Origin of the sequence: Geobacillus thermocatenulatus, assembly GCF_002217655.1 — a bacterium.
GTDB classification, from domain to species: domain Bacteria; phylum Bacillota; class Bacilli; order Bacillales; family Anoxybacillaceae; genus Geobacillus; species Geobacillus thermocatenulatus.
The window spans coordinates 1,675,472-1,694,785 of the sequence record NZ_NEWK01000002.1; the positions used below are offsets into that span (position 1 = coordinate 1,675,472).

Here is a 19,314-nt window from a genome sequence, read left to right on the forward strand (position 1 = left end):
GCTTGGTATTATGGATTATAGAAAAAAAGATGAACTCCTGTAAGTGCAGGAGTTCATCTCATTGACATGAGAAATTTCACGATTTACTTATGAATCGGAAGCAACGTCGTGACAGAGAAACCGTTCGTTCCATCGACAATGACCGTGCCGTGAACAGAGGCCGCCCGTTCCTCCATGCCGATGATCCCAAGTCCTTTCTTGATCTTGGCCGCACCTTTCCCGTTATCTTTCACTTCCACCTTGATGACTCGATTCAACACATGAATTTCAACGGCAATGGCCGTGGCCTCGGCGTATTTGCTTGCATTCGTCAACGCTTCGGCAATGTTCTCATAAATCACTTTCCATTGGATTGGGGTAATCACATCCAAATCCCCTTTGCATACGAGCGGAACCGGGAGATGATGTTGAGCTGAAAATTCCTCAATGAATAATTTCACCCGATTCAGCCCGATTTGCTCGAGCGGCGGCTTGATCTGTTTTAGTGTCATCCGGATTTGTTCCATGCCTTCTTTGGAAATATGGATGGCATTTTCCAACAGTTGTTTCGCCTTGTCGCAATCCCTATCCATCAACCGTTTGGCTGCCTCCATCTGAATGAGCGCTCCCGCAAGCGAGTGGCCGATTTGGTCATGAATGCGCTGCGACAGACGGTTCCGCTCTTCCAACTGCAGCGTATATTCCGACTGCTTCATGTATTGATGATATTCGCTCATTCTTCGTGCCAGCCGATACAAATCATGGCGCAGTTGATCGAGACGATCTTCTTGTTGTTCCAACCGCTCGATGTGCCGCTTGGCTGCCGTCACACTCGCAAGACTGAACAAGGCCACGAAACCGTATAATTTCGCCTCCGACGGGCGAAGCCAAATCATCGGCGTCAACAACACCCCCCCAATCCCCCAAACTCGATGGATATACAAAGAGGTCAACTCATACCCATTGAGAGGCAACAACAACGCCCACAACGGCTCAACCAAAACGGCGGCGAACACGAGGAGAACGACGGAGCCAAACGCCGCTCCCCTTTTCCACTTCTTATGCCGAACGATCAGGGCAAACAGCTGAAGACAAAAATAGATCAGAGAGACCAGAACAAAACCCGCTCCCGTTTGCTGTTTCGATGAAAGGTAATCGAAGGCCGCATAGCCCCATACAATCAACTTGTAAATGATTAGCAGCGATTCCATAACGTCCCCTCAGCCGACTTTTCCCGTCAAGTAATAAACGGCAATTTGTGTTCGATGCTGCAGTCCGGTTTTGTCCAAAATCGATGTGATGTAATTGGCCACCGTTCCTTCGGAGAGAAATAGCTGTTTGGCAATCTCTTTATTGGAAAGCCCCTTCGCAATGAGCGCCATAATGTCCAACTCTCGTTCCGTAAACAGGCTTTTATCGATTTTCGGCGCTGCTTCCGCTTCTTCTTTTAAGTTGGACTTAATTTTGTCCATCACTATCTCCTGCATCACCACTTGGCCGTGATACACCGCTTTGATCGCTTCGCGGATTCGTTCCGGGTCCGTATTTTTTAAAAAATATCCTTTTGCACCGTATTGAATGGCGTCTAGAATGTATTCATCATCATCAAATGTCGTCAAGATGAGCGGCTTTGTCTTCGTCTGCTCGCATAGGAGCTTTGTCGCTTCCACTCCATTCATGTTCGGCATGCGCACATCCAATAGCGCGACATCGACTTCATGACGCTGGCAATAGTCCACTGCCTCTTTCCCGTCGTTTACGGTCGCGGCGACGTCAAACTCGTCATACGTGCTTAAGATGATCCGCAGCCCTTCGCGGACAAAGGGATTGTCATCGGCGATGAGCACTTTTATGCGCGGAACATGGGACGAAGAGCTCTGTTCCATCGTTCCCCACTCCTTTTCATCATGACGCCTGCCCACTGCCTTGCGTGCATGATTTTCATGATTTACTTTCATTGTAATGAATAAGGGGGATTTCTTCCATTGTCATAAGGGAAATGAGCTAAATGACGATAAAGACAATGTTTATGGTAAAATGGAAAACAGAAGTCCATAACGAAAGGGAGGAATGGCCATGTCCCGCGCACAACAATGGGTGCAATATTTCCTTTCGCACCGCCGTGTCACGCTGGAACTGATCCACAAAATCGACGAGGCGCATTATGAGTACAAACCGACGCCGACCTCGATGACAGCGAAGCAGCTGGCGACGCATATGCTGTTTAGCTTTTACAATTTCGCCAACGCGGCGAAACACGGCGATCCATCGCTGTTCCGGCAAAAAATCGAGGAGCCGGAGACAAATTTGGCCAAGCTGGCGGAGGCGTATACGGAGAAAACGAAGCAGCTCATCGAATCGATGCGCGATGACGACTTCGACCGGACGCTTGATTTAACGTCGATTTTCGGCATTCAAATTCCAGCCAAGCAGTTTTTGCAAATGGCGATGGATCACGAAATTCATCATAAAGGCCAGCTGTTCGTCTACGTCCGCGGCATGGGGCATACGGACTTGCCGCTTTTTGTCAAACGCGGTTAAAACCTGAATCCGTGATAAAGACGCGTTCAAAGCTGCCAAGAAAACTTGATCAATCAACAAAATATTGCACTCGGGGTTCTTCACCTAATAGGTGAACATTCGAAATGGAGTCGAAGTCTCGACACGATTGGGTTTCCCAGCATTTTTGATGCACTTCTGTCACGGATTCAGGTTAAAACTAACGAAGGGGGATCCCAGACAGAAACGGGACACCCCTTTCTTATTTTTGTCTGCCAAACCTGAAAAAGAAATTCATTGCAAGGTATCTCACCCTGCTCCCTATACCCCCTTGATCAACTGCTCGATGATCGCTTGATTTTTCTCTTGAAACCTCTCATTATGGGAGGAGACCATCGCAAATCGTTCCGCTGATGGATCAATGAACCGCTTGGCGCTGTTGACTGCATTGGCCGCGTCTTGGAAAGCGCCGGCGATCAGATGGAGTTTGCCGTCATACTTTAAAATGTCGCCCGCCGCATACAGCCCCGGCACGGACGTCTCGCTGTTCGCATTGCCCGCGATATAGTAGTCATCCACCATTTTAATATGCAAATGGCTGTTTTTCAGAAGCGAAGTGTCAATTTCATAACCATGGCTGACGATCACCTCATCCACGGGCAGATGGACGACCTCACCAGTCGCATGGTTGGTCAGCTCGACCTGCTCAATGGCATGATGGCGGGCATCAGCAATCAGTTTCGTAATCGATGTATGAAAATAACAAACCGCTCCGCTGTGAAGCAGCTGTGAAACTGGCGCTTCATGGCCTTTGAACTCTTCGTTCCGATAGGTGACATAGACGGTTTTGGCGATCGGCACGAGTTCGTTTGCCCAATCGATCGCCGAATTGCCACCGCCGGAAATGATCACGGTTTTCCCTTTAAATCGCTGGAGCGATTTGACGGTATAATGCAAATTCGTCACCTCAAATGTTTCCGCTCCTTCGATGTCCAGCTTTTTCGGTTTGATGATGCCGCTTCCGACTGCTACAATGACCGTTTTGGACCAATGTTGCTCTCCTGAAGCGGTTTGCAGCAAAAATGTGCCGTCCGGTTGGCGTAGGATGGCCGTGACTTTTTCATTCAAAACGATTGTCGGGTCAAATAACAGCGCCTGCTTGATCAATTGGTTCATCAATTGTTCTCCTGTAATGGGCGCATGCCCTCCGACATCCCAAATAAACTTTTCCGGGTAGACATGCAACTTTCCGCCCAACTGCGGCTGGTACTCGATCAACTTCGTCTTCATTTGACGCAGCCCGCTGTAAAACGATGCATACAATCCCGCTGGTCCGCCGCCGATAATGGTGACATCGTACAAATCGGCCATCACTGTTCCCTCCGCATCTGATTTAAAAACGATTTTCATTATCATTAAATGTACCATACTTCCTAATCGGATGACAACTTCATCATCAAAGAGGGTGTCCCAAACGCAACGGGACACCCTTTCTTTCTTGCAAGAAGGCAGGAACAAATCACTTCGGCGACACGATCTATTGTAGTATCTCTCTCAAAGAGAGACGATCTTTTGAGACCGCCTCTACCCAACCATTCCATATCGATTCAATTGAATCGGCAATCATCGTCTCCACACGCCCGTCCCTCTTCACCGAGAAGCTGCAGCGGCCGCGATTGTTCTTCCTCCCATACCTTCTCTAGCGCCCGCCGGAACACGTCAACTGGCTGAGCCCCCGAAATCGCATACTTCCCATTGAAAACAAAAAACGGCACACCGCGGATGCCCAACGCCGCCGCTTCTTCTTCATCGCGGCGCACCTCTTCTGTGTAACGACTGCTTGCCAACACCTCCTCAGCTTCCACCCGGTCAAGCCCGGCCGCTTCGGCGAGCGCAAGCAACACATTGCGGTCGCTAATTAACTTCGACTCCGTGAAATACGCATAAAACAGTCGTTCCACCATGTCATTCAGCTTCCCTTTTTCCTTGGCGTATTGCGTCAAACGATGAGCATCAAACGTATTCGTCGGCTTCATCGTGTCAAAGCGGAACGACAAGCCGACCGCCTCCGCCTGCCGGCCGATATCAGCGTTCGCCCGCTTCGCTTCCTCGAGCGAAATGCCGTATTTGTTGGCGATGATTTCATGAATCGTCAACGGCGTCTCGTTTGGTGCGTTCGGATCAAGCTCAAAGCTGCGGAATACGATTTCAACGTTTTCCCGGTGCGGAAACTGCTCAAGCGCCTGTTCCAATCGGCGTTTGCCGATATAGCAAAACGGGCAGACAAAATCGGACCATACCTCAATTTTCATGGCCATCCTCCTCTACTTTTGACGCGCTTCCCCTCCATTGTAGCCCATCGATGGTCAAATGGCGAACGAAAGGCATGGGGGCGGACCCGCCCGCATACATTGTACTACCATGCTGTTTGGACAAGGAGGGATAAAGCCGATGCATTCCCAAGAATTCGGCGCTTTTCTGTTGCGGATCGTCACCGGATTCATCTTTTTCGCCCATGGCTGGGTGAAATGGCAGCAGGGGCTTGGGGCGGCGGCCGATTCGTTTGCGGCGATGGGACTTCCCGGCTGGCTCGCCTACATCGTGACGATGGTGGAGCTTGCCGGCGGCTGGGCGATGATGCTCGGTCTTGGCACACGCCTAATCGGGGCGGCGTTTGCCATTATCATGGTCGGAGCCATCGCCGCGGCGAAAGCCGACGCCGGTTTGCTTGGCAACGGCCGGGAAACGGGCTATGAATTCAATCTCGCCTTGCTTGCGATGTCCGTCTATTTGTGGCTGAACGGCAGCCGGCTTTGGTCGTTAGATGCAGTCATCGGACGGCCGCGCGGCTGAACAGCCGACACGAAAACAGGTGTCCCGCATATCGAGCAAGACACCTGTTTCTACCTGCTTCATCCTTTTTCCACTGTCAGCTTGACGACGCGTTCGCCAATGGCCCGAATCAGTTCAGGCGGCATCGGGAAGCTAACCGCAGCCGGATCGGAGGCAACCGCCGAGATGGTGGCGGCAAATTGCTCCGCCGTGATCGGATAGTCGGCAAAATCCTCTGGCAAACCGATGTCGTCGCGCAACTGGCGGATTTGTTCAATGGACTTCGCCAACAGCACATCGTCTCCTTGGCCGTGATCGTGAATGCCGAGTACTTCAGCGAGCTGCTTTGCTTTTGGCAAGTACAATTCCGGAATCGCTTCCATCACGACCGGCAGAAAGACAGCGTTCGCCAATCCGTGGGGAATGCGGAACATCGCGCCGTACGCATGGGCGAAATTGTGCACCGGAATGGCGTTTAACGCAAAGCTGAACGCGGTGATGCCGAGCAAGCTCGCCTGCAGCATCTCCAAGCGGGCACGGATGTTCCCGCCGTCGCGGACCGCTATCGGCAAGTAGTCGCGGATCAGGCGGATCGCCTGCAGGGCGCACGCATCGGTAATAGCGGTCGCCGTCGGCGAGGCGAGCGCTTCAATGGCATGAGTGAGCGCATCCATGCCGGTGAACGCCGTCACTTTCGGCGGCAGCCCGACTGTTAAATCCGGGTCCAAGACGGCGACATCGGCATTGATAAACGGATGGATGATGTTCGTTTTTAAGCGCAGCTCTTCATTATAGATGACCGCAATCGGCGACACTTCCGACCCCGTGCCGGCCGTCGTCGGGATGGCGATGTGCGGAATCGGCATGAATTGCGCCTTTGGAAACGACTCGTACAACAGCCCGCCGGGAATCGCCTCTTTAATGTCGCGCAACCCTTTGAAAAGGGCGTATTTCACCCCTTTCGCCGTATCGAGCACGCTGCCGCCGCCGACCGCCAGCAAGGCGTCCGCTCCAATCTCGCGCGCATAGCGCACCGCTTCATTGACGCATTCGCTTTCCGCATCCTGACGAATATCTAAAAAGATGCCGGCCAGCTCCGGTCCAACGCCGCGCGTTGTCAGCCGAAACAGCTCGGCCACTTTCTCCACGACACCAGCCTGCTCGAGTCCTCGGTCGGAAAGCAACAGCACCCGTTTCGCCCCCAGCCCGCGGAACAAGTCCGGCACGAGCGCGCGGGCGTTCGATCCGGTGTAAATGGCGGTGCGCAGCCAAAAGTTCGCTAACGTCGTCATGTTCCTTCATCCCCCTTTACTTTTTCATCATGGCGTGCAGGCGGGAAAACAGCACTTGATACCATTTCCGCTTCTCGAGCTCCGGCACCATCGATGTGTGTACATGCTTCAGCTGGGTGTAGGCATCAAGCGAATATTTCCCCATCTCTCGTCCGATGCCGCTTTGTTTGTAGCCGCCAAACGGTGCGTCATTGCGCAGCATATGCCAGTCATTGATCCAGACGACGCCAGCCTGCAGACGCCCGGCGATGGCATACGCCTTATTGACGTCGCGCGTCCAGACGCCGGCCGCCAGCCCGTAGATCGTATCGTTTGCCATCGCCACTGCCTCTTCCACGTCATGATAGCGGATAATCGACAGCACCGGGCCGAAAATCTCTTCTTGGGCGATTTTCATATCGTTTTTCACATTCGTGAAAATCGTCGGCGCGACAAAATGGCCGCCTTCACAGCCAGGCACGTCCACTTCATGGCCGCCGCAGACAACCGTCGCCCCTTCTTGCTTGCCGGCTTCAATATAGGAGAGCACCGTCTCTTTTTGCCGCTTGGAGATGACCGGGCCGACGTCGGTCGCCGGATCAAGCGGATGGCCGATTTGCAGCGTTTTGGTCAGGGCGACAAGCCGCTCGATGACCTCATCATGGAGCCGATCGGGCACAAACAGCCTCGTTCCCGATTCGCACAGCTGGCCGGAGTGCAAAAAGACGCCAAACAAGCTGCCGGGAACGGCAAGATCCAAATCGGCATCGTCGAGCAAAATGTTCGGCGACTTGCCGCCAAGTTCAAGCGTAACATTTTTCACCGTTTCCGCCGCCAGCGCCATAATGCGGCGTCCGACCTCGGTTGAACCGGTAAACGCCACCTTATCCACTTGCGGATGGCGGACAAGCGCCTCCCCGACGTCGGCGCCCGGACCGGCCACCACGTTGATGACCCCCGGCGGCACGAAGGACGAAATAATTTCCGCCAGCTTGAGCGTCGATAGCGGCGTGTAGCTCGCCGGTTTCACCACGATCGTATTGCCCGCCGCCAGCGCCGGCGCAATTTTCCATGATGCAATCATGAGCGGCAAGTTCCACGGCGTGATCGCCGCGCAAACCCCGATCGGCTCGCGCCAAACAAAATTGTGCGCTGGTCCGGGAAACGGCGGAATCGGCAGCGTTTCCGAAAACGGGTACTCTTGGACGATGTTCGCCATCGTTTGGAACAAGTCGACCGTCTGCAAAATATCGATCGAGCTGATGCGCCGAATCGTCCCTCCGCTTGAGACCGCTTCCAAATAGGCGAGCTCTTGGGCGTTGGCGGCAATGGCCTGGGCGATTGCATTCAGCACGCGCGCCCGTTCTTTCGGTTTCATCGCCTTCCAATCGGTCTCGTCAAACGCCTTGCGCGCTGCTTTCACCGCCCGGTCGACGTCGTCCGCCGCCGCCTTCGCAACGGTCGCCACCACCTCCCCGGTGGCCGGGTTGTATACATCAAACGTCTCCCCGCTGCTTGCCGGCTGCCATTGGCCGTCAATGAAGAGCGGAAAATGATGCACTTGCACGTCAATTGTCATGATGGCATCTCCTTTCCTTTTTTGTTACTCGTATAGAAACATCTATCGATCTCCATTGGCGCCGAACCGCCGGTCATCATTGGCGGTTGGCGTCTGCCTGTTCAACGTATAGAAAGCCGTTTTTCGGTTCAGCCTCCCCCTCACCCGACATGTTCGCTTTCTTCGATTCCAAACAGCTCGTCAAACGGTTTCTCCTGCGCTTTTTTCAACACTTCCATCCTCGCTGCCAGTTGGCGGGCGGTGAAATTCATGATGTCGGCATGATGGTCGGGGCCGAACATCGAATCTTGGGCCGCCGCCTCTTCGTTGAGCTTCACTGCAAGCGGGGCGAGCTCCTCCATTTTTTTCATCACCACTTGCAAAAGATGCGGATGTTCCCTAATGAGCCGCTGAAGCAGAAACGTACCATACGCGATATGACGGGATTCGTCCTTTTTCAAATAGCCGATCCCTTTCAACAGCCCAGGCATGACCCTCATTTGTTCGAGTGATTTATAAAAACCATAATAACCCGTTTCCGCCAACACCCCTTCGACAAACATGTTGTATACGACCGATGCCTCAGCAATCGCCTCGGGGGACGAGTCATGTTCAAGCCGTCCCATCGCCGACGGCAAAATGTCGTTGAAAATCATGTGATACGTTTCGGAATGGTAATGGGACAAATCTTCTTTGACGCCGAGCGCATTGAGCACGAGACGGAAAAACTCGGTATGTTTCGCCTCCTCGAACAAAAAGGTGGTTAAGTACATCTCCTCCTCGATCCGCCCCTCTTTGGCGACGACCATCAAAAGCGGCAACAAATCGCGCGTCACCGCCTCTTCGCCCGCCTGAAACTGGGCGATGAGCCTTAATATCCCCTCCTTCATCTGAACAGGGAGCGTCTCCCAATCTTTCACATCTTGCGTCAAGTCAATGTCCGCCGGATTCCACACCCCCAACCGCTTTGCCTTTTGGTAGAGCCGAAATGGGAACGAATCTTCCTGCAGCCCGCGGCTGCCCGTCGTCACCAACGGTTGAGTCCGCCGCACGGTCACCACTCCTTTGCTTTTTTTTGAATGCTGGCTGGATGTTGCACTTCTGGATGGATGGACTATGAGGACGATCAATCGATGTAAGGGCTTACAAATAGACTGTCGAAACAATCGGCAGGTTGCTGGCAAAGAGGCAGGTTGTACAAATGACCGAATCGTTGTGAATAGTCACTCATTTTCTCTCATTCTAGCAATCTTCCCTCCCTTCCGTCAACGAAAAGCGAGTGACATTTCTCGACAGGCATCAAGAGAGAGGGACAAGTCACCAACACGATCATATAAAAACACCGCCTGCTGTCAGCAGACGGCGTTTCGGTCAGACCCGCACTTTTCCGTATTCTTTCCGCAGTTCGCTCGCAATGATGTTGCGCTGGATTTCCGAGGTGCCTTCGTAAATTTTCGTAATGCGGGCATCGCGGAAGTAACGTTCGATCGGGTAGTCTTTCATGTAGCCGAGGCCGCCGTGGATTTGCACGGCCATGTCAGCGATTTTGTTGTACACCTCCGAACCGAACAGCTTCGCGATGGCTGCTTCTTTGACGACGCGCATTTTTTGGTCGACCATCCAGGCGACGCGGTAAACGGTTGAGCGCAGCACTTCGATCAACATGCTCATTTCCGCCAGCATATGCTGGATCGCTTGCTGCTCGATGATCGGCTTGCCGAACTGTTCGCGCTGTTCGGCGTATTCCATGCAGTATTCTAAGAGGCGGATGCACGAACCGAGGTTGCGGGCGGCGAGACCGGCGCGGCCGTTGGCGAGGATTTTGAGAGCGTTGACATATCCCTCGCCTTCTTTTCCGAGCACGTTTTCGACCGGCACTTCCAAGTTGTCAAAAAACAGCTCGGCTGAATGCGATCCGCGCAGCCCCATTTTCCGCTCCACTTTTCCGACGATAAAGCCAGGGAAATCTTTTTCCACAATAAACGAGGTAATGCCTTTCGGGCCTTTTGACGGATCGGTGACCGCCATCACCGTAAACACGTGGGCGTCGACAGCATTCGTAATGTAATGCTTCGAGCCGTTAATGATGTACCGGTCGCCTTTGCGGACAGCAGTCGTTTTGATCGCGGCGGCGTTTGAGCCCGCGCTCGGTTCGGTCAGAGCGAAGGCGCCGATCCATTCGCCTGTCGCCATTTTCGGCAAGTAGCGCTGCTTTTGTTCTTCCGTGCCGAGCTCGACAATGCCGACCGTGCCGATGCCTGTATGGGCGCCAATTAGCGTCGTATAGCCGTTATGCGTTTTGCCGAGTTCCTCGTAAATGGCGCATTTGCCGACCATCGACAGCCCAAGGCCGCCGTATTCTTCTGGGATGCTTAAGCCGAACAGCCCCATGGCTTTCGATTTTTCAATAATGTCTTCCGGAATGTGGTCGTTTTCTTCAATGTCCATGGCCACCGGTTCCACGACTTCTTTCACAAATTTACGGACATTTTCTTTTAAAAATTCAATCTCGGCTGGCAATGTAAAATCCATCCTCTTCCCCTCCCTGTGATTCGATTCCGTATTTTCGCGCCTTGCGCACAAGGGTCGACGCATCGACGCCTAACAGCTTGGCCGCACGCCGATACGTGCGCGCGCGACGGAGCGCCTCGATGATGAGCTGGCGCTCGACGTCCGCCACCGCTTGTTTGAGCGGGACGATCCCCCCGACTGACACCGGATTGGCGGCCGACAGCGGCTCGAGGTGAAGCCATTTCGTCACATGGTCTTCGTCAACGATCGGCGAGGCAGAGGTCACAAACATGCGCTCAATGGCGTTGACGAGCTCGCGGACGTTCCCCGGCCAATGGTAGTCCATCATCGCCGCCAGCGCCCTGTCAGTAAAGACAAGCGGTTTTTGATACTTTTCCGCAAACCGTTTTCGGTAATGGTCAACCAAGAGCGGGATGTCTTCTTTCCGGTCGCGCAGCGACGGAATGGCGATTGGCATGACGTTCAGCCGGTAAAACAAATCGGCGCGAAACCGCCCAGCGGCGACAAGCTCCTCAAGCGGCTTGTTCGTCGCGGCGATGACACGCACATCGATCCGCTTCGGTGCCTCCGCCCCCAACCTCATGATTTCCATCGACTGCAACACGCGAAGGAGCTTCACTTGCAAGTGAAGCGGAATTTCACTGATTTCATCGAGGAAAATCGTCCCGCCGTCGGCCTGCTCAAAGTAGCCTTTTTTTCCTTTTTTCGCCGCGCCGGTGAACGCGCCCGGCTCGTAGCCGAACAGCTCAGACTCCATCAACGTCTCCGGGATCGCCCCACAGTTCACTTTGACAAACGGTTTTTGGCTGCGGGCGCTCTGCCTCCAGATGAAGTTCGCCAGTTCTTCCTTGCCGGTGCCCGATTCTCCGGTCAAAAGCACGGTGACATCCACGGCTGCTGCCTGGCGGGCAATGGCGATCACGTGTGCCATCGCCGACGCCCGATAAATCAGCTCATCACCTTCCTGCCGGCTTAACGTATGAAGGAGCCGTTTCGTCTCCTCAAGTTCGGCGCGAAGCTGCTCCATCTCAGTCATGTCTTTGACATACACGACAACCCGCTCGCTCCGGCCGCCTTCCTCAATGATCGGCACCGCGGAGACGATCAACGCATTGCCGGTTTCTGGCCCTTGATGAAGCATTGAGCACGGCTGGCAGCGATCAAGCGCCTGGCGCACAACTTGGTCGAGCGGAGCGGGGATGCGCCCTTGTCCCGCATCTGGGAACAGGGCAGCCCATTTTTGATTTTGCCGGGTGATCGCCCCGCGGCGATTCGTGATGGCGATGCCGTCGCCCGCCCCATCCATCACCGTCTGCAGCTCGTTGGCAATGCGCTTCACCGTCTCAAGCTCGCTCGAGATGAATTCGATCTCAGAAATGTCTTGAAACACCCCGATGGCGCCGACGACCTTCCCACCGTCGATAATCGGCGACCGGTTCGTAATATAGACGCGCTTGCCGACGCGGTATTTTTCTGTACACCCTTGGCCGGTGCGCACCACATCGAGCAGGCCGGACGGCACGACAACATCCGTCAAAAACCGCCCGAGCGCCTCTTCCTTCGTCGTCCGCGCCATCCGTTCCGCGGCCGGATTGATCGAGGTAATGCGCCCTTTTGCATCGATCGACAAAATGCCGTTATGAGCGGCGTTGAACATGGCGTCCAACTGTTTTAAGCGAAGACGGGACGCCTTTGCATACGCCGCCAAATACTGCTCTTTTGTCAATAGACCGACCAGGCGGCCGCTCTCATCAACGACGGCGCGGAGCGGACTGCCGCCAAATTCGACCTCCTCAAGGCGCGCATGGGCTGGAAGCGGCTGCGGCAGCCGCATCACCTCACGCACCGTTTTGCGCCCCTGCACGAGGCCAAACAGCACGTCCTCGACCGCCACCACCCCGACCATCCCCCCTTCGCTGTCGCATGCGATGGCCCCGGCAAGCCCTTGTTCGGCCAACGTGCGGGCCGCCTGCTCAAGGGAATCGCTTTCCCAAACAGCAGCGGTTGTTTTCCACATGATGTCTTCTATCGTCATCCCCCTGTCTCCCCTTCACTTTGTTTTGAAAAGCAAACTGCGTGCCAACAAATTAATCGTCTTATTATTCAGAAAAGTACATCTCCATCATCCATCGTACCAAACCTTCCGTTGCAAAACAACAACAGTTTGTTGCAAAAAAACAACAACCATGCGGAATATGTTGCTTTTTTGCCATTCGGACCACTACGGTTGTTGCGGTTTCGCAACAACCATGGTGCAACAGGCTGCGCTTTCTAAGGATGCACCAACCGCAAATCCGTTCAAGCTGCGGGGTGAAACGCAGTAATATGCCTGTGAAATATAGTCCATGGCGCCTCAGCAATAGAGTTGCAGCGGCCGCACACCTTGTCCAGCCTGCTCTCCTTCTTTTTCCATCATAAAACTTGTTTTTTCGATGAGAAAATTCATTGTCTTTTTTAAGAATTTCGTTATAATAAAGTTTGTTAATGATAGTGATTTTCATTTTCTTAGTCCAAAAGGAGGTGCCGTGCTGCATGGTTCGTTTGTATGCCGAGCAATTGACCGTCCGCTACGATGACCGGACGATTTTCGAGCATTTGTCCGTCCGCATTCCCGACCGACAAATCACCGCCATCATCGGGCCGAACGGATGCGGGAAGTCCACATTGCTCAAAACGCTCACCCGCATCATTTCCCCGCAATCGGGCGCAGTCATTTTAGACGGCCAGGCGATTTCCCAGCAGCCGACAAAAGAATTGGCGAAAAAGATGGCCATTTTGCCGCAAATGCCAGAAGCGACAAGCGGACTGACCGTCGGCGAACTCGTCTCATACGGCCGCTTTCCGTATCAAAAAGGATTCGGACGGCTGACGAAGCGGGATTATGAAGCGATTGACTGGGCGCTTGACGTCACCAAAACGGCCGACTTAAAGCACCGGCCGGTTGATGCGCTCTCGGGCGGGCAGCGGCAGCGCGTCTGGATCGCCATGGCGCTCGCCCAAGAGACCGACATCATCTTTTTAGACGAACCGACGACGTATTTGGACATCGCCCATCAACTTGAGGTGCTCGAGCTGCTTGAACGGCTGAACAAAGAAGAGAAGCGGACGATCGTCATGGTGCTCCACGATATCAACCAAGCGGCGCGGTTCGCCGATTATATGATCGCAATGAAAGCAGGAGCGATCGTCAAGGCTGGGACGAGCGAAGAGGTCGTCTGCCGCGGCGTGCTCCGCGATGTGTTCGGCATTGACGCCGACATCGGCCGCGATCCGCGGACGAACAAACCGATTTGCTTCACTTATCAATTGCTCAAGGAGGCTTAATTCATCATGAGGAAAACATGGCTTTCTTTGCTGCTGGTGTTTGCGCTTGTGCTAAGCGCGTGCGGCAACACCAATAGCGGAAAAAAAGAGAACAACGCGGCATCATCCAAAAATGAAAAAGAAACGGTCACCTTTCAATCGGAAAACGGACCGGTCGAAATCCCCGCCCATCCGAAACGAATTGTCGCTCTATGGGGAGCTGCTTACATCGTGGCATTTGGAGTGCCGGTGGTCGGAGCGGATGCATGGTCCAAAGCGAGCCCCGTTCTGCAGGACAAGCTGAAAGATGCCGAAACGGTCAGCGAAGATGATATTGAAAAAATCATCTCATTAAAGCCGGACTTGATTGTCGGATTATCGACAACGAAAAATATCGACAAATTGAACAAAATCGCGCCGACGATCACCTTTACATATGAAAAATACAACTACCGCGATTTAATCTTGCAATACGCCAAGCTCGTCAATAAAGAAGACGAAGCGAAAAAATGGATAAACGATTTTCAACAGCGGGCGCAGGAAGCTGGAAAGCAAATTCGAGCGAAAATCGGCGAAAACACGACAGTGACCGTTGCCGAGAATTTCGGCAAACAGCTGTACGTTTATGGACAAAACTGGGGACGCGGCACGGAAATTTTATATCAAGAAATGAAACTGAAAATGCCGAAAGCGGTTGAAGAGCACGCGCTAAAACCAGGGTATTACGCCGTTTCGCTTGAAGCGCTGCCGCAATTTGTCGGCGACTATCTCATCTTCTGCAAGTACACGGAAGGCGACAGCGACACTTCTTTCATGGAAACGAACACATTCAAAAACATCCCTGCTGTCAAAAACGGCCGCATGTTTGTCGCGGATTCAAAAGCATTCTACTTTAACGACCCGATCACACTCGAGTACCAGCTCGATTTCTTTAAAAAGCACTTTTTAGGTCAATGACCTTGACGACGGGGCGTCCAACCATGGATGTCCCGTCTGTTTCGTATACACAAAAAGGAGGAGAGAGACGATGGAAGAGATGCGGCGCCCTTTGCCGTTTCGCTACACCTTTCCGCTATCCGTCCTCATCTTGGCCGCCGTTTGGTTCAGCTCCATGGCCATCGGCGTAGCGGACACCACTTGGCGCGACGTATGGCAAGCCCTGTTTTCCGATCAGGAGGGCAAGACGCTTGATCTCATCCGAGAATTGCGCATTCCGCGCGAGACAGCAGCAGCAGCTGTCGGCGCTGGCCTCGCCGTCGCCGGAGCGATTATGCAGGGGATGACGCGCAATCCGCTCGCCGATCCGGGGCTTCTCGGCCTCACCGCGGGAGCGAATGCGGCGCTGGCCGCCACCCTTGCCTTTTTCCCTTCAGCCGGCTATATCGCCATCACCTTCGCTTGCTTGGCCGGCTCTGCTGCAGGCGCGGGGATGGTCTTTGGCATCGGCGCCGCCCGCAAAGGAGGGTTTTCACCGCTTCGCATCGTCTTGGCCGGCTCGGCTGTTTCAGCGCTTTTGTTCGCCATCGCCGAAGGAATCGGGCTGTATTTCCACATTTCCAAAGACGTCTCGATGTGGACGTCAGGCGGAGTCGCCGGCGTCTCATGGAATCAACTAGGAATCATGATCCCTCTCGTTCTCGTCGGCTTAGGCATCGCCGTTGCGTTTTCACGCCAATTGACCATTTTGAGTCTAAGCGAAGATGTGGCTGTCGGGGTTGGGCAGAAAACATCGGTCGTCAAGGCTTGGTTGTTTTTCGTCGTGTTTTTGTTGACGGGAGCCTCGGTGGCCATTGCCGGCAACATCACCTTTATCGGCCTTATGATTCCCCACCTCGTAAGGGCGATCGCCGGCGCCGATTATCGCTTTATCATCCCTCTGTCCGCGGCCATCGGCGCTAGCGCCATGGTCATGGCTGACACGGCGGCGCGCACGATTTACGCGCCGTTTGAAACACCGGTAGCCGCCATCATCGCAGTCATCGGCCTGCCCTTTTTCCTATTCGTCGTGCGGAGAAAAGGGAGGGGATGGGAATGAGAACACGCATGACATCGGTGTTAGGATGGCTCGCTTTGCTCATTTTCGCCACGGTCGCGGCGGCGCTGGGCACAGGCGAAGCGCCGCTCTCGTATGACCGCATCATCCCGACGCTGATCGGCAACGGTTCGATGCAAGAAGAGTTCATTTTGTTTTCTCTTCGCTTGCCGCGCATCGTGATTACCTTGCTAGCCGGGATGGCGCTTGCTTTGTCGGGTGCGATTTTGCAAGGCATTACCCGCAATGACTTGGCCGACCCAGGCGTGCTCGGAATCAACGCTGGGGCTGGAGCGGGCGTGGCCCTATTCTTTTTATTTTTCCCGATCGACGCTGGCACCTTTGTGTACGCCATTCCGCTTGTTGCGTTCATAAGCGGCTTGTTGACGGCAGGCGTCATTTACACGATTTCCTACAATCGAACAGTAGGGCTCCAGCCTGTGTCATTTGTGCTCACAGGCGTCGGGGTGTCGATGGCGCTCTCCGGGCTGATGATCGTGCTCATTTCTTCGACGGATCGGACAAAAGTCGATTTTATTGCCAAATGGCTGGCGGGAAACATTTGGGGCGATGATTGGCCATTTATTTGGGCCATGCTGCCGTGGCTGGCGGCCGGCACATTGGCGGCATTGTATCGAGCCAAGAGTCTTAATATGTTACATTTGGGCGACCCCGTTTCAATCGGGGTCGGCGTCCACGTCCGCCGCGAGCGGCTCGTGCTGATGACTGCAGCCGTCGCCGTCGCTTCCACCGCCGTCTCTGTAACCGGAGGCATCTCCTTTATCGGCTTAATGGCGCCGCATATCGCCAAGCTGATCGTTGGCCCGCGCCATGAGCGGGTCATTCCGGCCTCCATGCTCATTGGCGGCTGGCTGCTGCTTGCGGCTGACACGATTGGGCGCAACGCCCTCGCCGAGCCGCTCCCCGCCGGGGTCATCGTCTCCTTGATCGGCGCCCCGTATTTCATTTACTTGTTGCTAAAACGCTGATCGATCCGCTTTCGGCCAGCGACGGCAGCGGTCATTTCATCATCACAGTTGACCACCAAGGCCGTAAGAAAAGCGCAAAGCGCCCCCTATCAGCGAAGATCGCACAAGCCCCACCGAGGAGGATGTCGCCGCCGCAGTGTGGGGCGGAGCGATTCGAGCCGATGGCGCTTGGAGCTAAACAGTGCTCCACCTAATCGAAACACTTTCTTACCTTCCAAAAAGGCGCCGGCATCAGGACATCCGGCGTCTTTTCCATAAGCGGACAGCGGCAACGGCGATGATCAGGCCGATGATGACATACACCACCTCGGCATACATTCCAATCACCTCGGACACTTTCCCCCACGACTGACCAAGCGCTGCGCCGATCGAAACGAGCGCCGTATTCCAAATCAATGTGCCGAGCACGGACAGCCAGACAAACAGCCCGATATTCATCTTCGCCATGCCCGCCGGAATGGAAATCAAGCTGCGTACAAGCGGAATCATGCGCCCGAAAAAAACGGCCCACACCCCGTAGCGCTGAAACGTCCGGTTCGCCTTGGCAATGTCTTCCGGCTTCACCCGCAGCCATCCCCCCCAACGGTCGACAATCCGCTCGAGCCGTTCAACCGACAACAGCCGGCCGATTCCGTACAGCACCAATGCCCCGGCAACCGAACCGGCGGTCGCCGCCGCAATGACGCCGGGCACCGTCAAAGACGTGTATGTCGTCATAAACCCGCCAAACGGCAAAATGACCTCCGACGGAATCGGTGGAAAAATGTTTTCCAGCGCGATGATCAGAAAAATGCCGATATAGCCGAATTGTTCCATTACATTCGTGATCCACGCCTGCATGGCGCCATTCTCTCCTTTCCACATGGCGCATTGTATGTACACATGCCTCTTTCCTCATCATGCTATGTATATGATATGGTAGTACAAAAAAAGATCCTTTGCAAAAAAAAGAAAAGCAGCTTGCTTTCGCTCTCCCTTCGATATCACCGGCTTCATCGGCCTCCCGCAAACAAAAAGCCGCCCACCCCCAAGCAGATGAGGATGGACGGCACGCCCCTAGGCACAATGTTTCCCATGATTAGACCCAGCCGCGGTAGCGAGCTGCTTCTGCTGTTTGGCGCAGCCCGATCATGTACGCCGCCATGCGCATATCCACACGGCGCGATTCCGCCAATTCATAGACGCGATGAAACGCGCTCGTCAATTTCTCTTTCAACTTCTCGACGACTTCCTCTTCCGTCCAATAATAGCCTTGGTTGTTTTGCACCCATTCAAAATAGGAAACCGTCACCCCGCCAGCACTCGCCAGCACATCCGGAACCAATAGCACGCCCCGCTCCGTCAAGATTTTGGTCGCTTCCAGCGTCGTTGGGCCGTTGGCCGCCTCGACCACAATTTTAGCCCGAATATTCGCGGCATTGTCACGCGTAATTTGATTCGCTACCGCGGCCGGAACTAAAATATCACACTCTTTTTCCAGCAGCTCTTGATTGGTGATGACATTCTCAAACAGCGTTGTCACCGTGCCAAAACTGTCGCGGCGATCCAACAAATACGGAATATCCAGTCCGTTCGGGTCATACAACGCGCCATACGCATCGGAAATGCCAATGACGCGAGCTCCAGCTTCATGCAAAAACTTGGCCAAAAAGCTTCCCGCATTGCCGAATCCTTGAATAATGACCCGCGCATCCCGCAACTCAATTCCCGCTTTTTTCGCTGCTTCTTCGATGCAAATCGTGACACCGAGCGCCGTTGCTTTTTCCCGGCCTTGGGAGCCGCCGAGCACAAGCGGCTTGCCGGTGATAAAGCCTGGGGAATCAAATTCGCGGATGCGGCTATATTCATCCATCATCCACGCCATAATTTGCGAGTTGGTAAACACGTCCGGGGCCGGGATATCTTTGGATGGCCCCACGATCTGGCTGATTGCCCGCACATAGCCCCGGCTGAGCCGCTCCAATTCCCCCATCGACATGTTCCGTGGATCGCAGACGATGCCGCCTTTGCCGCCGCCATACGGCAAACCGACAATGCCGGCTTTGATCGTCATCCACATCGACAGCGCCTTCACTTCTTCCTCGGTGACGTCCGGATGAAACCGAATGCCTCCCTTGGTCGGTCCTACAGCATCGCTATGCTGGGCGCGGTAGCCGGTAAATACTTTCACTGTTCCGTCATCCATGCGGACGGGAATCCTTACGGTGAGGACACGCAATGGTTCTTTGAGCAGCTCATACATCTCCTCGCCGTAGCCGAGTTTGGCCAGCGCCTCTTTGATCACGCGCTGGGTGGAGAGAAACATATTTTCTTCCATCG

At 54.2% G+C, this 19,314-nt stretch carries 17 protein-coding genes; 6 read left to right on the forward strand and 11 right to left on the reverse strand.

Annotated elements, in window-relative coordinates; genetic code table 11:
• Positions 1-83 precede the first annotated feature (83 nt).
• Both B9L19_RS17470 and B9L19_RS17475 read right to left on the reverse strand, forming a co-directional pair.
• Positions 84-1,190, reverse strand: a complete 1,107-nt coding sequence (locus B9L19_RS17470; protein ID WP_025950350.1) for a sensor histidine kinase — start codon at positions 1,188-1,190, stop codon at positions 84-86.
• A 9-nt stretch (positions 1,191-1,199) separates the two neighbouring features.
• Positions 1,200-1,865 carry a response regulator gene (locus tag B9L19_RS17475; RefSeq protein ID WP_025950351.1) on the reverse strand — a complete coding sequence of 222 codons (666 nt, stop codon included), beginning with the start codon at positions 1,863-1,865 and terminating at the stop codon, positions 1,200-1,202.
• A 190-nt stretch (positions 1,866-2,055) separates the two neighbouring features.
• Between B9L19_RS17475 and B9L19_RS17480 the strand changes: the two genes are divergently transcribed.
• Entirely contained in the window at positions 2,056-2,520 is a 465-nt protein-coding gene (locus B9L19_RS17480) for a DinB family protein (RefSeq protein WP_025950352.1), read from the forward strand.
• A gap of 279 nt (positions 2,521-2,799) precedes the next feature.
• Here the strand turns inward: B9L19_RS17480 and B9L19_RS17485 are convergent, their stop codons facing one another.
• Positions 2,800-3,849: an NAD(P)/FAD-dependent oxidoreductase gene (locus tag B9L19_RS17485; protein WP_025950353.1), complete on the reverse strand. Its 1,050-nt coding sequence runs from the start codon at positions 3,847-3,849 to the stop codon at positions 2,800-2,802.
• Between the two features lie 236 nt (positions 3,850-4,085).
• Entirely contained in the window at positions 4,086-4,790 is a 705-nt protein-coding gene (locus tag B9L19_RS17490; protein WP_025950354.1) for a DsbA family oxidoreductase, read from the reverse strand.
• A 139-nt stretch (positions 4,791-4,929) separates the two neighbouring features.
• Here B9L19_RS17490 and B9L19_RS17495 point away from each other — a divergent pair, with 139 nt between their 5' ends.
• On the forward strand, positions 4,930-5,331 hold the full coding sequence (locus B9L19_RS17495; RefSeq protein WP_025950355.1) for a DoxX family protein: 402 nt from the start codon (positions 4,930-4,932) through the stop codon (positions 5,329-5,331).
• Between the two features lie 59 nt (positions 5,332-5,390).
• Here B9L19_RS17495 and B9L19_RS17500 read toward each other — a convergent pair whose 3' ends face one another.
• From B9L19_RS17500 to B9L19_RS17520, 5 genes are all read right to left on the reverse strand, one after another.
• Positions 5,391-6,602: an iron-containing alcohol dehydrogenase gene (locus B9L19_RS17500; RefSeq protein ID WP_025950356.1), complete on the reverse strand. Its 1,212-nt coding sequence runs from the start codon at positions 6,600-6,602 to the stop codon at positions 5,391-5,393.
• Positions 6,603-6,618: 16 nt separating this feature from the next.
• On the reverse strand, positions 6,619-8,160 hold the full coding sequence (locus tag B9L19_RS17505) for an aldehyde dehydrogenase family protein (protein WP_047753590.1): 1,542 nt from the start codon (positions 8,158-8,160) through the stop codon (positions 6,619-6,621).
• Positions 8,161-8,300: 140 nt separating this feature from the next.
• The gene (locus B9L19_RS17510) at positions 8,301-9,191 is read right to left on the reverse strand and encodes a R2-like ligand-binding oxidase (RefSeq protein WP_047752400.1); all 891 of its coding nucleotides are present in this window, start codon (positions 9,189-9,191) and stop codon (positions 8,301-8,303) included.
• 319 nt (positions 9,192-9,510) lie between these two features.
• Positions 9,511-10,671, reverse strand: a complete 1,161-nt coding sequence (locus B9L19_RS17515; RefSeq protein ID WP_047752401.1) for an acyl-CoA dehydrogenase family protein — start codon at positions 10,669-10,671, stop codon at positions 9,511-9,513.
• Positions 10,643-12,706 (reverse strand): sigma-54-dependent Fis family transcriptional regulator, encoded by a 2,064-nt coding sequence (locus B9L19_RS17520; protein WP_047752402.1) that lies wholly within the window; start codon positions 12,704-12,706, stop codon positions 10,643-10,645. The genes B9L19_RS17515 and B9L19_RS17520 overlap by 29 nt, the downstream gene beginning before the upstream one ends.
• Before the next feature lie 497 nt (positions 12,707-13,203).
• On the opposite strand from B9L19_RS17520, the gene B9L19_RS17530 reads away from it, so the two are divergent.
• The 4 genes from B9L19_RS17530 to B9L19_RS17545 all read left to right on the forward strand — a co-directional run bounded on the left by B9L19_RS17530 (position 13,204) and on the right by B9L19_RS17545 (position 16,995).
• A complete protein-coding gene (locus tag B9L19_RS17530; RefSeq protein ID WP_025950361.1) occupies positions 13,204-13,995 on the forward strand; it encodes an ABC transporter ATP-binding protein in 792 nt (263 codons plus the stop codon).
• Positions 13,996-14,001: 6 nt separating this feature from the next.
• Positions 14,002-14,931: an iron-hydroxamate ABC transporter substrate-binding protein gene (locus B9L19_RS17535; RefSeq protein WP_025950362.1), complete on the forward strand. Its 930-nt coding sequence runs from the start codon at positions 14,002-14,004 to the stop codon at positions 14,929-14,931.
• 70 nt (positions 14,932-15,001) lie between these two features.
• Entirely contained in the window at positions 15,002-16,009 is a 1,008-nt protein-coding gene (locus B9L19_RS17540; protein ID WP_025950363.1) for a FecCD family ABC transporter permease, read from the forward strand.
• Entirely contained in the window at positions 16,006-16,995 is a 990-nt protein-coding gene (locus B9L19_RS17545; protein ID WP_025950364.1) for a FecCD family ABC transporter permease, read from the forward strand. Before B9L19_RS17540 ends, B9L19_RS17545 begins: the two co-directional genes overlap by 4 nt.
• Before the next feature lie 231 nt (positions 16,996-17,226).
• Here B9L19_RS17545 and B9L19_RS17550 read toward each other — a convergent pair whose 3' ends face one another.
• Together B9L19_RS17550 and B9L19_RS17555 are read right to left on the reverse strand one after the other, a co-directional pair.
• A complete protein-coding gene (locus B9L19_RS17550; RefSeq protein WP_025950365.1) occupies positions 17,227-17,835 on the reverse strand; it encodes a DedA family protein in 609 nt (202 codons plus the stop codon).
• 238 nt (positions 17,836-18,073) lie between these two features.
• On the reverse strand, positions 18,074-19,312 hold the full coding sequence (locus tag B9L19_RS17555) for a Glu/Leu/Phe/Val family dehydrogenase (protein WP_025950366.1): 1,239 nt from the start codon (positions 19,310-19,312) through the stop codon (positions 18,074-18,076).
• Positions 19,313-19,314: the final 2 nt, after the last annotated feature.

Coding starts and splice junctions, on each gene's coding strand:
- B9L19_RS17470 (WP_025950350.1), bottom strand. CDS start 1,190: ATGGAATCGCTGCTAATCATTTACAAGTTGATTGTATGGGGCTATGCG.
- B9L19_RS17475 (WP_025950351.1), bottom strand. CDS start 1,865: ATGGAACAGAGCTCTTCGTCCCATGTTCCGCGCATAAAAGTGCTCATC.
- B9L19_RS17480 (WP_025950352.1), top strand. CDS start 2,056: ATGTCCCGCGCACAACAATGGGTGCAATATTTCCTTTCGCACCGCCGT.
- B9L19_RS17485 (WP_025950353.1), bottom strand. CDS start 3,849: ATGGCCGATTTGTACGATGTCACCATTATCGGCGGCGGACCAGCGGGA.
- B9L19_RS17490 (WP_025950354.1), bottom strand. CDS start 4,790: ATGAAAATTGAGGTATGGTCCGATTTTGTCTGCCCGTTTTGCTATATC.
- B9L19_RS17495 (WP_025950355.1), top strand. CDS start 4,930: ATGCATTCCCAAGAATTCGGCGCTTTTCTGTTGCGGATCGTCACCGGA.
- B9L19_RS17500 (WP_025950356.1), bottom strand. CDS start 6,602: ATGACGACGTTAGCGAACTTTTGGCTGCGCACCGCCATTTACACCGGA.
- B9L19_RS17505 (WP_047753590.1), bottom strand. CDS start 8,160: ATGACAATTGACGTGCAAGTGCATCATTTTCCGCTCTTCATTGACGGC.
- B9L19_RS17515 (WP_047752401.1), bottom strand. CDS start 10,671: ATGGATTTTACATTGCCAGCCGAGATTGAATTTTTAAAAGAAAATGTC.
- B9L19_RS17520 (WP_047752402.1), bottom strand. CDS start 12,706: ATGACGATAGAAGACATCATGTGGAAAACAACCGCTGCTGTTTGGGAA.
- B9L19_RS17530 (WP_025950361.1), top strand. CDS start 13,204: ATGGTTCGTTTGTATGCCGAGCAATTGACCGTCCGCTACGATGACCGG.
- B9L19_RS17535 (WP_025950362.1), top strand. CDS start 14,002: ATGAGGAAAACATGGCTTTCTTTGCTGCTGGTGTTTGCGCTTGTGCTA.
- B9L19_RS17540 (WP_025950363.1), top strand. CDS start 15,002: ATGGAAGAGATGCGGCGCCCTTTGCCGTTTCGCTACACCTTTCCGCTA.
- B9L19_RS17545 (WP_025950364.1), top strand. CDS start 16,006: ATGAGAACACGCATGACATCGGTGTTAGGATGGCTCGCTTTGCTCATT.
- B9L19_RS17550 (WP_025950365.1), bottom strand. CDS start 17,835: ATGCAGGCGTGGATCACGAATGTAATGGAACAATTCGGCTATATCGGC.
- B9L19_RS17555 (WP_025950366.1), bottom strand. CDS start 19,312: ATGGAAGAAAATATGTTTCTCTCCACCCAGCGCGTGATCAAAGAGGCG.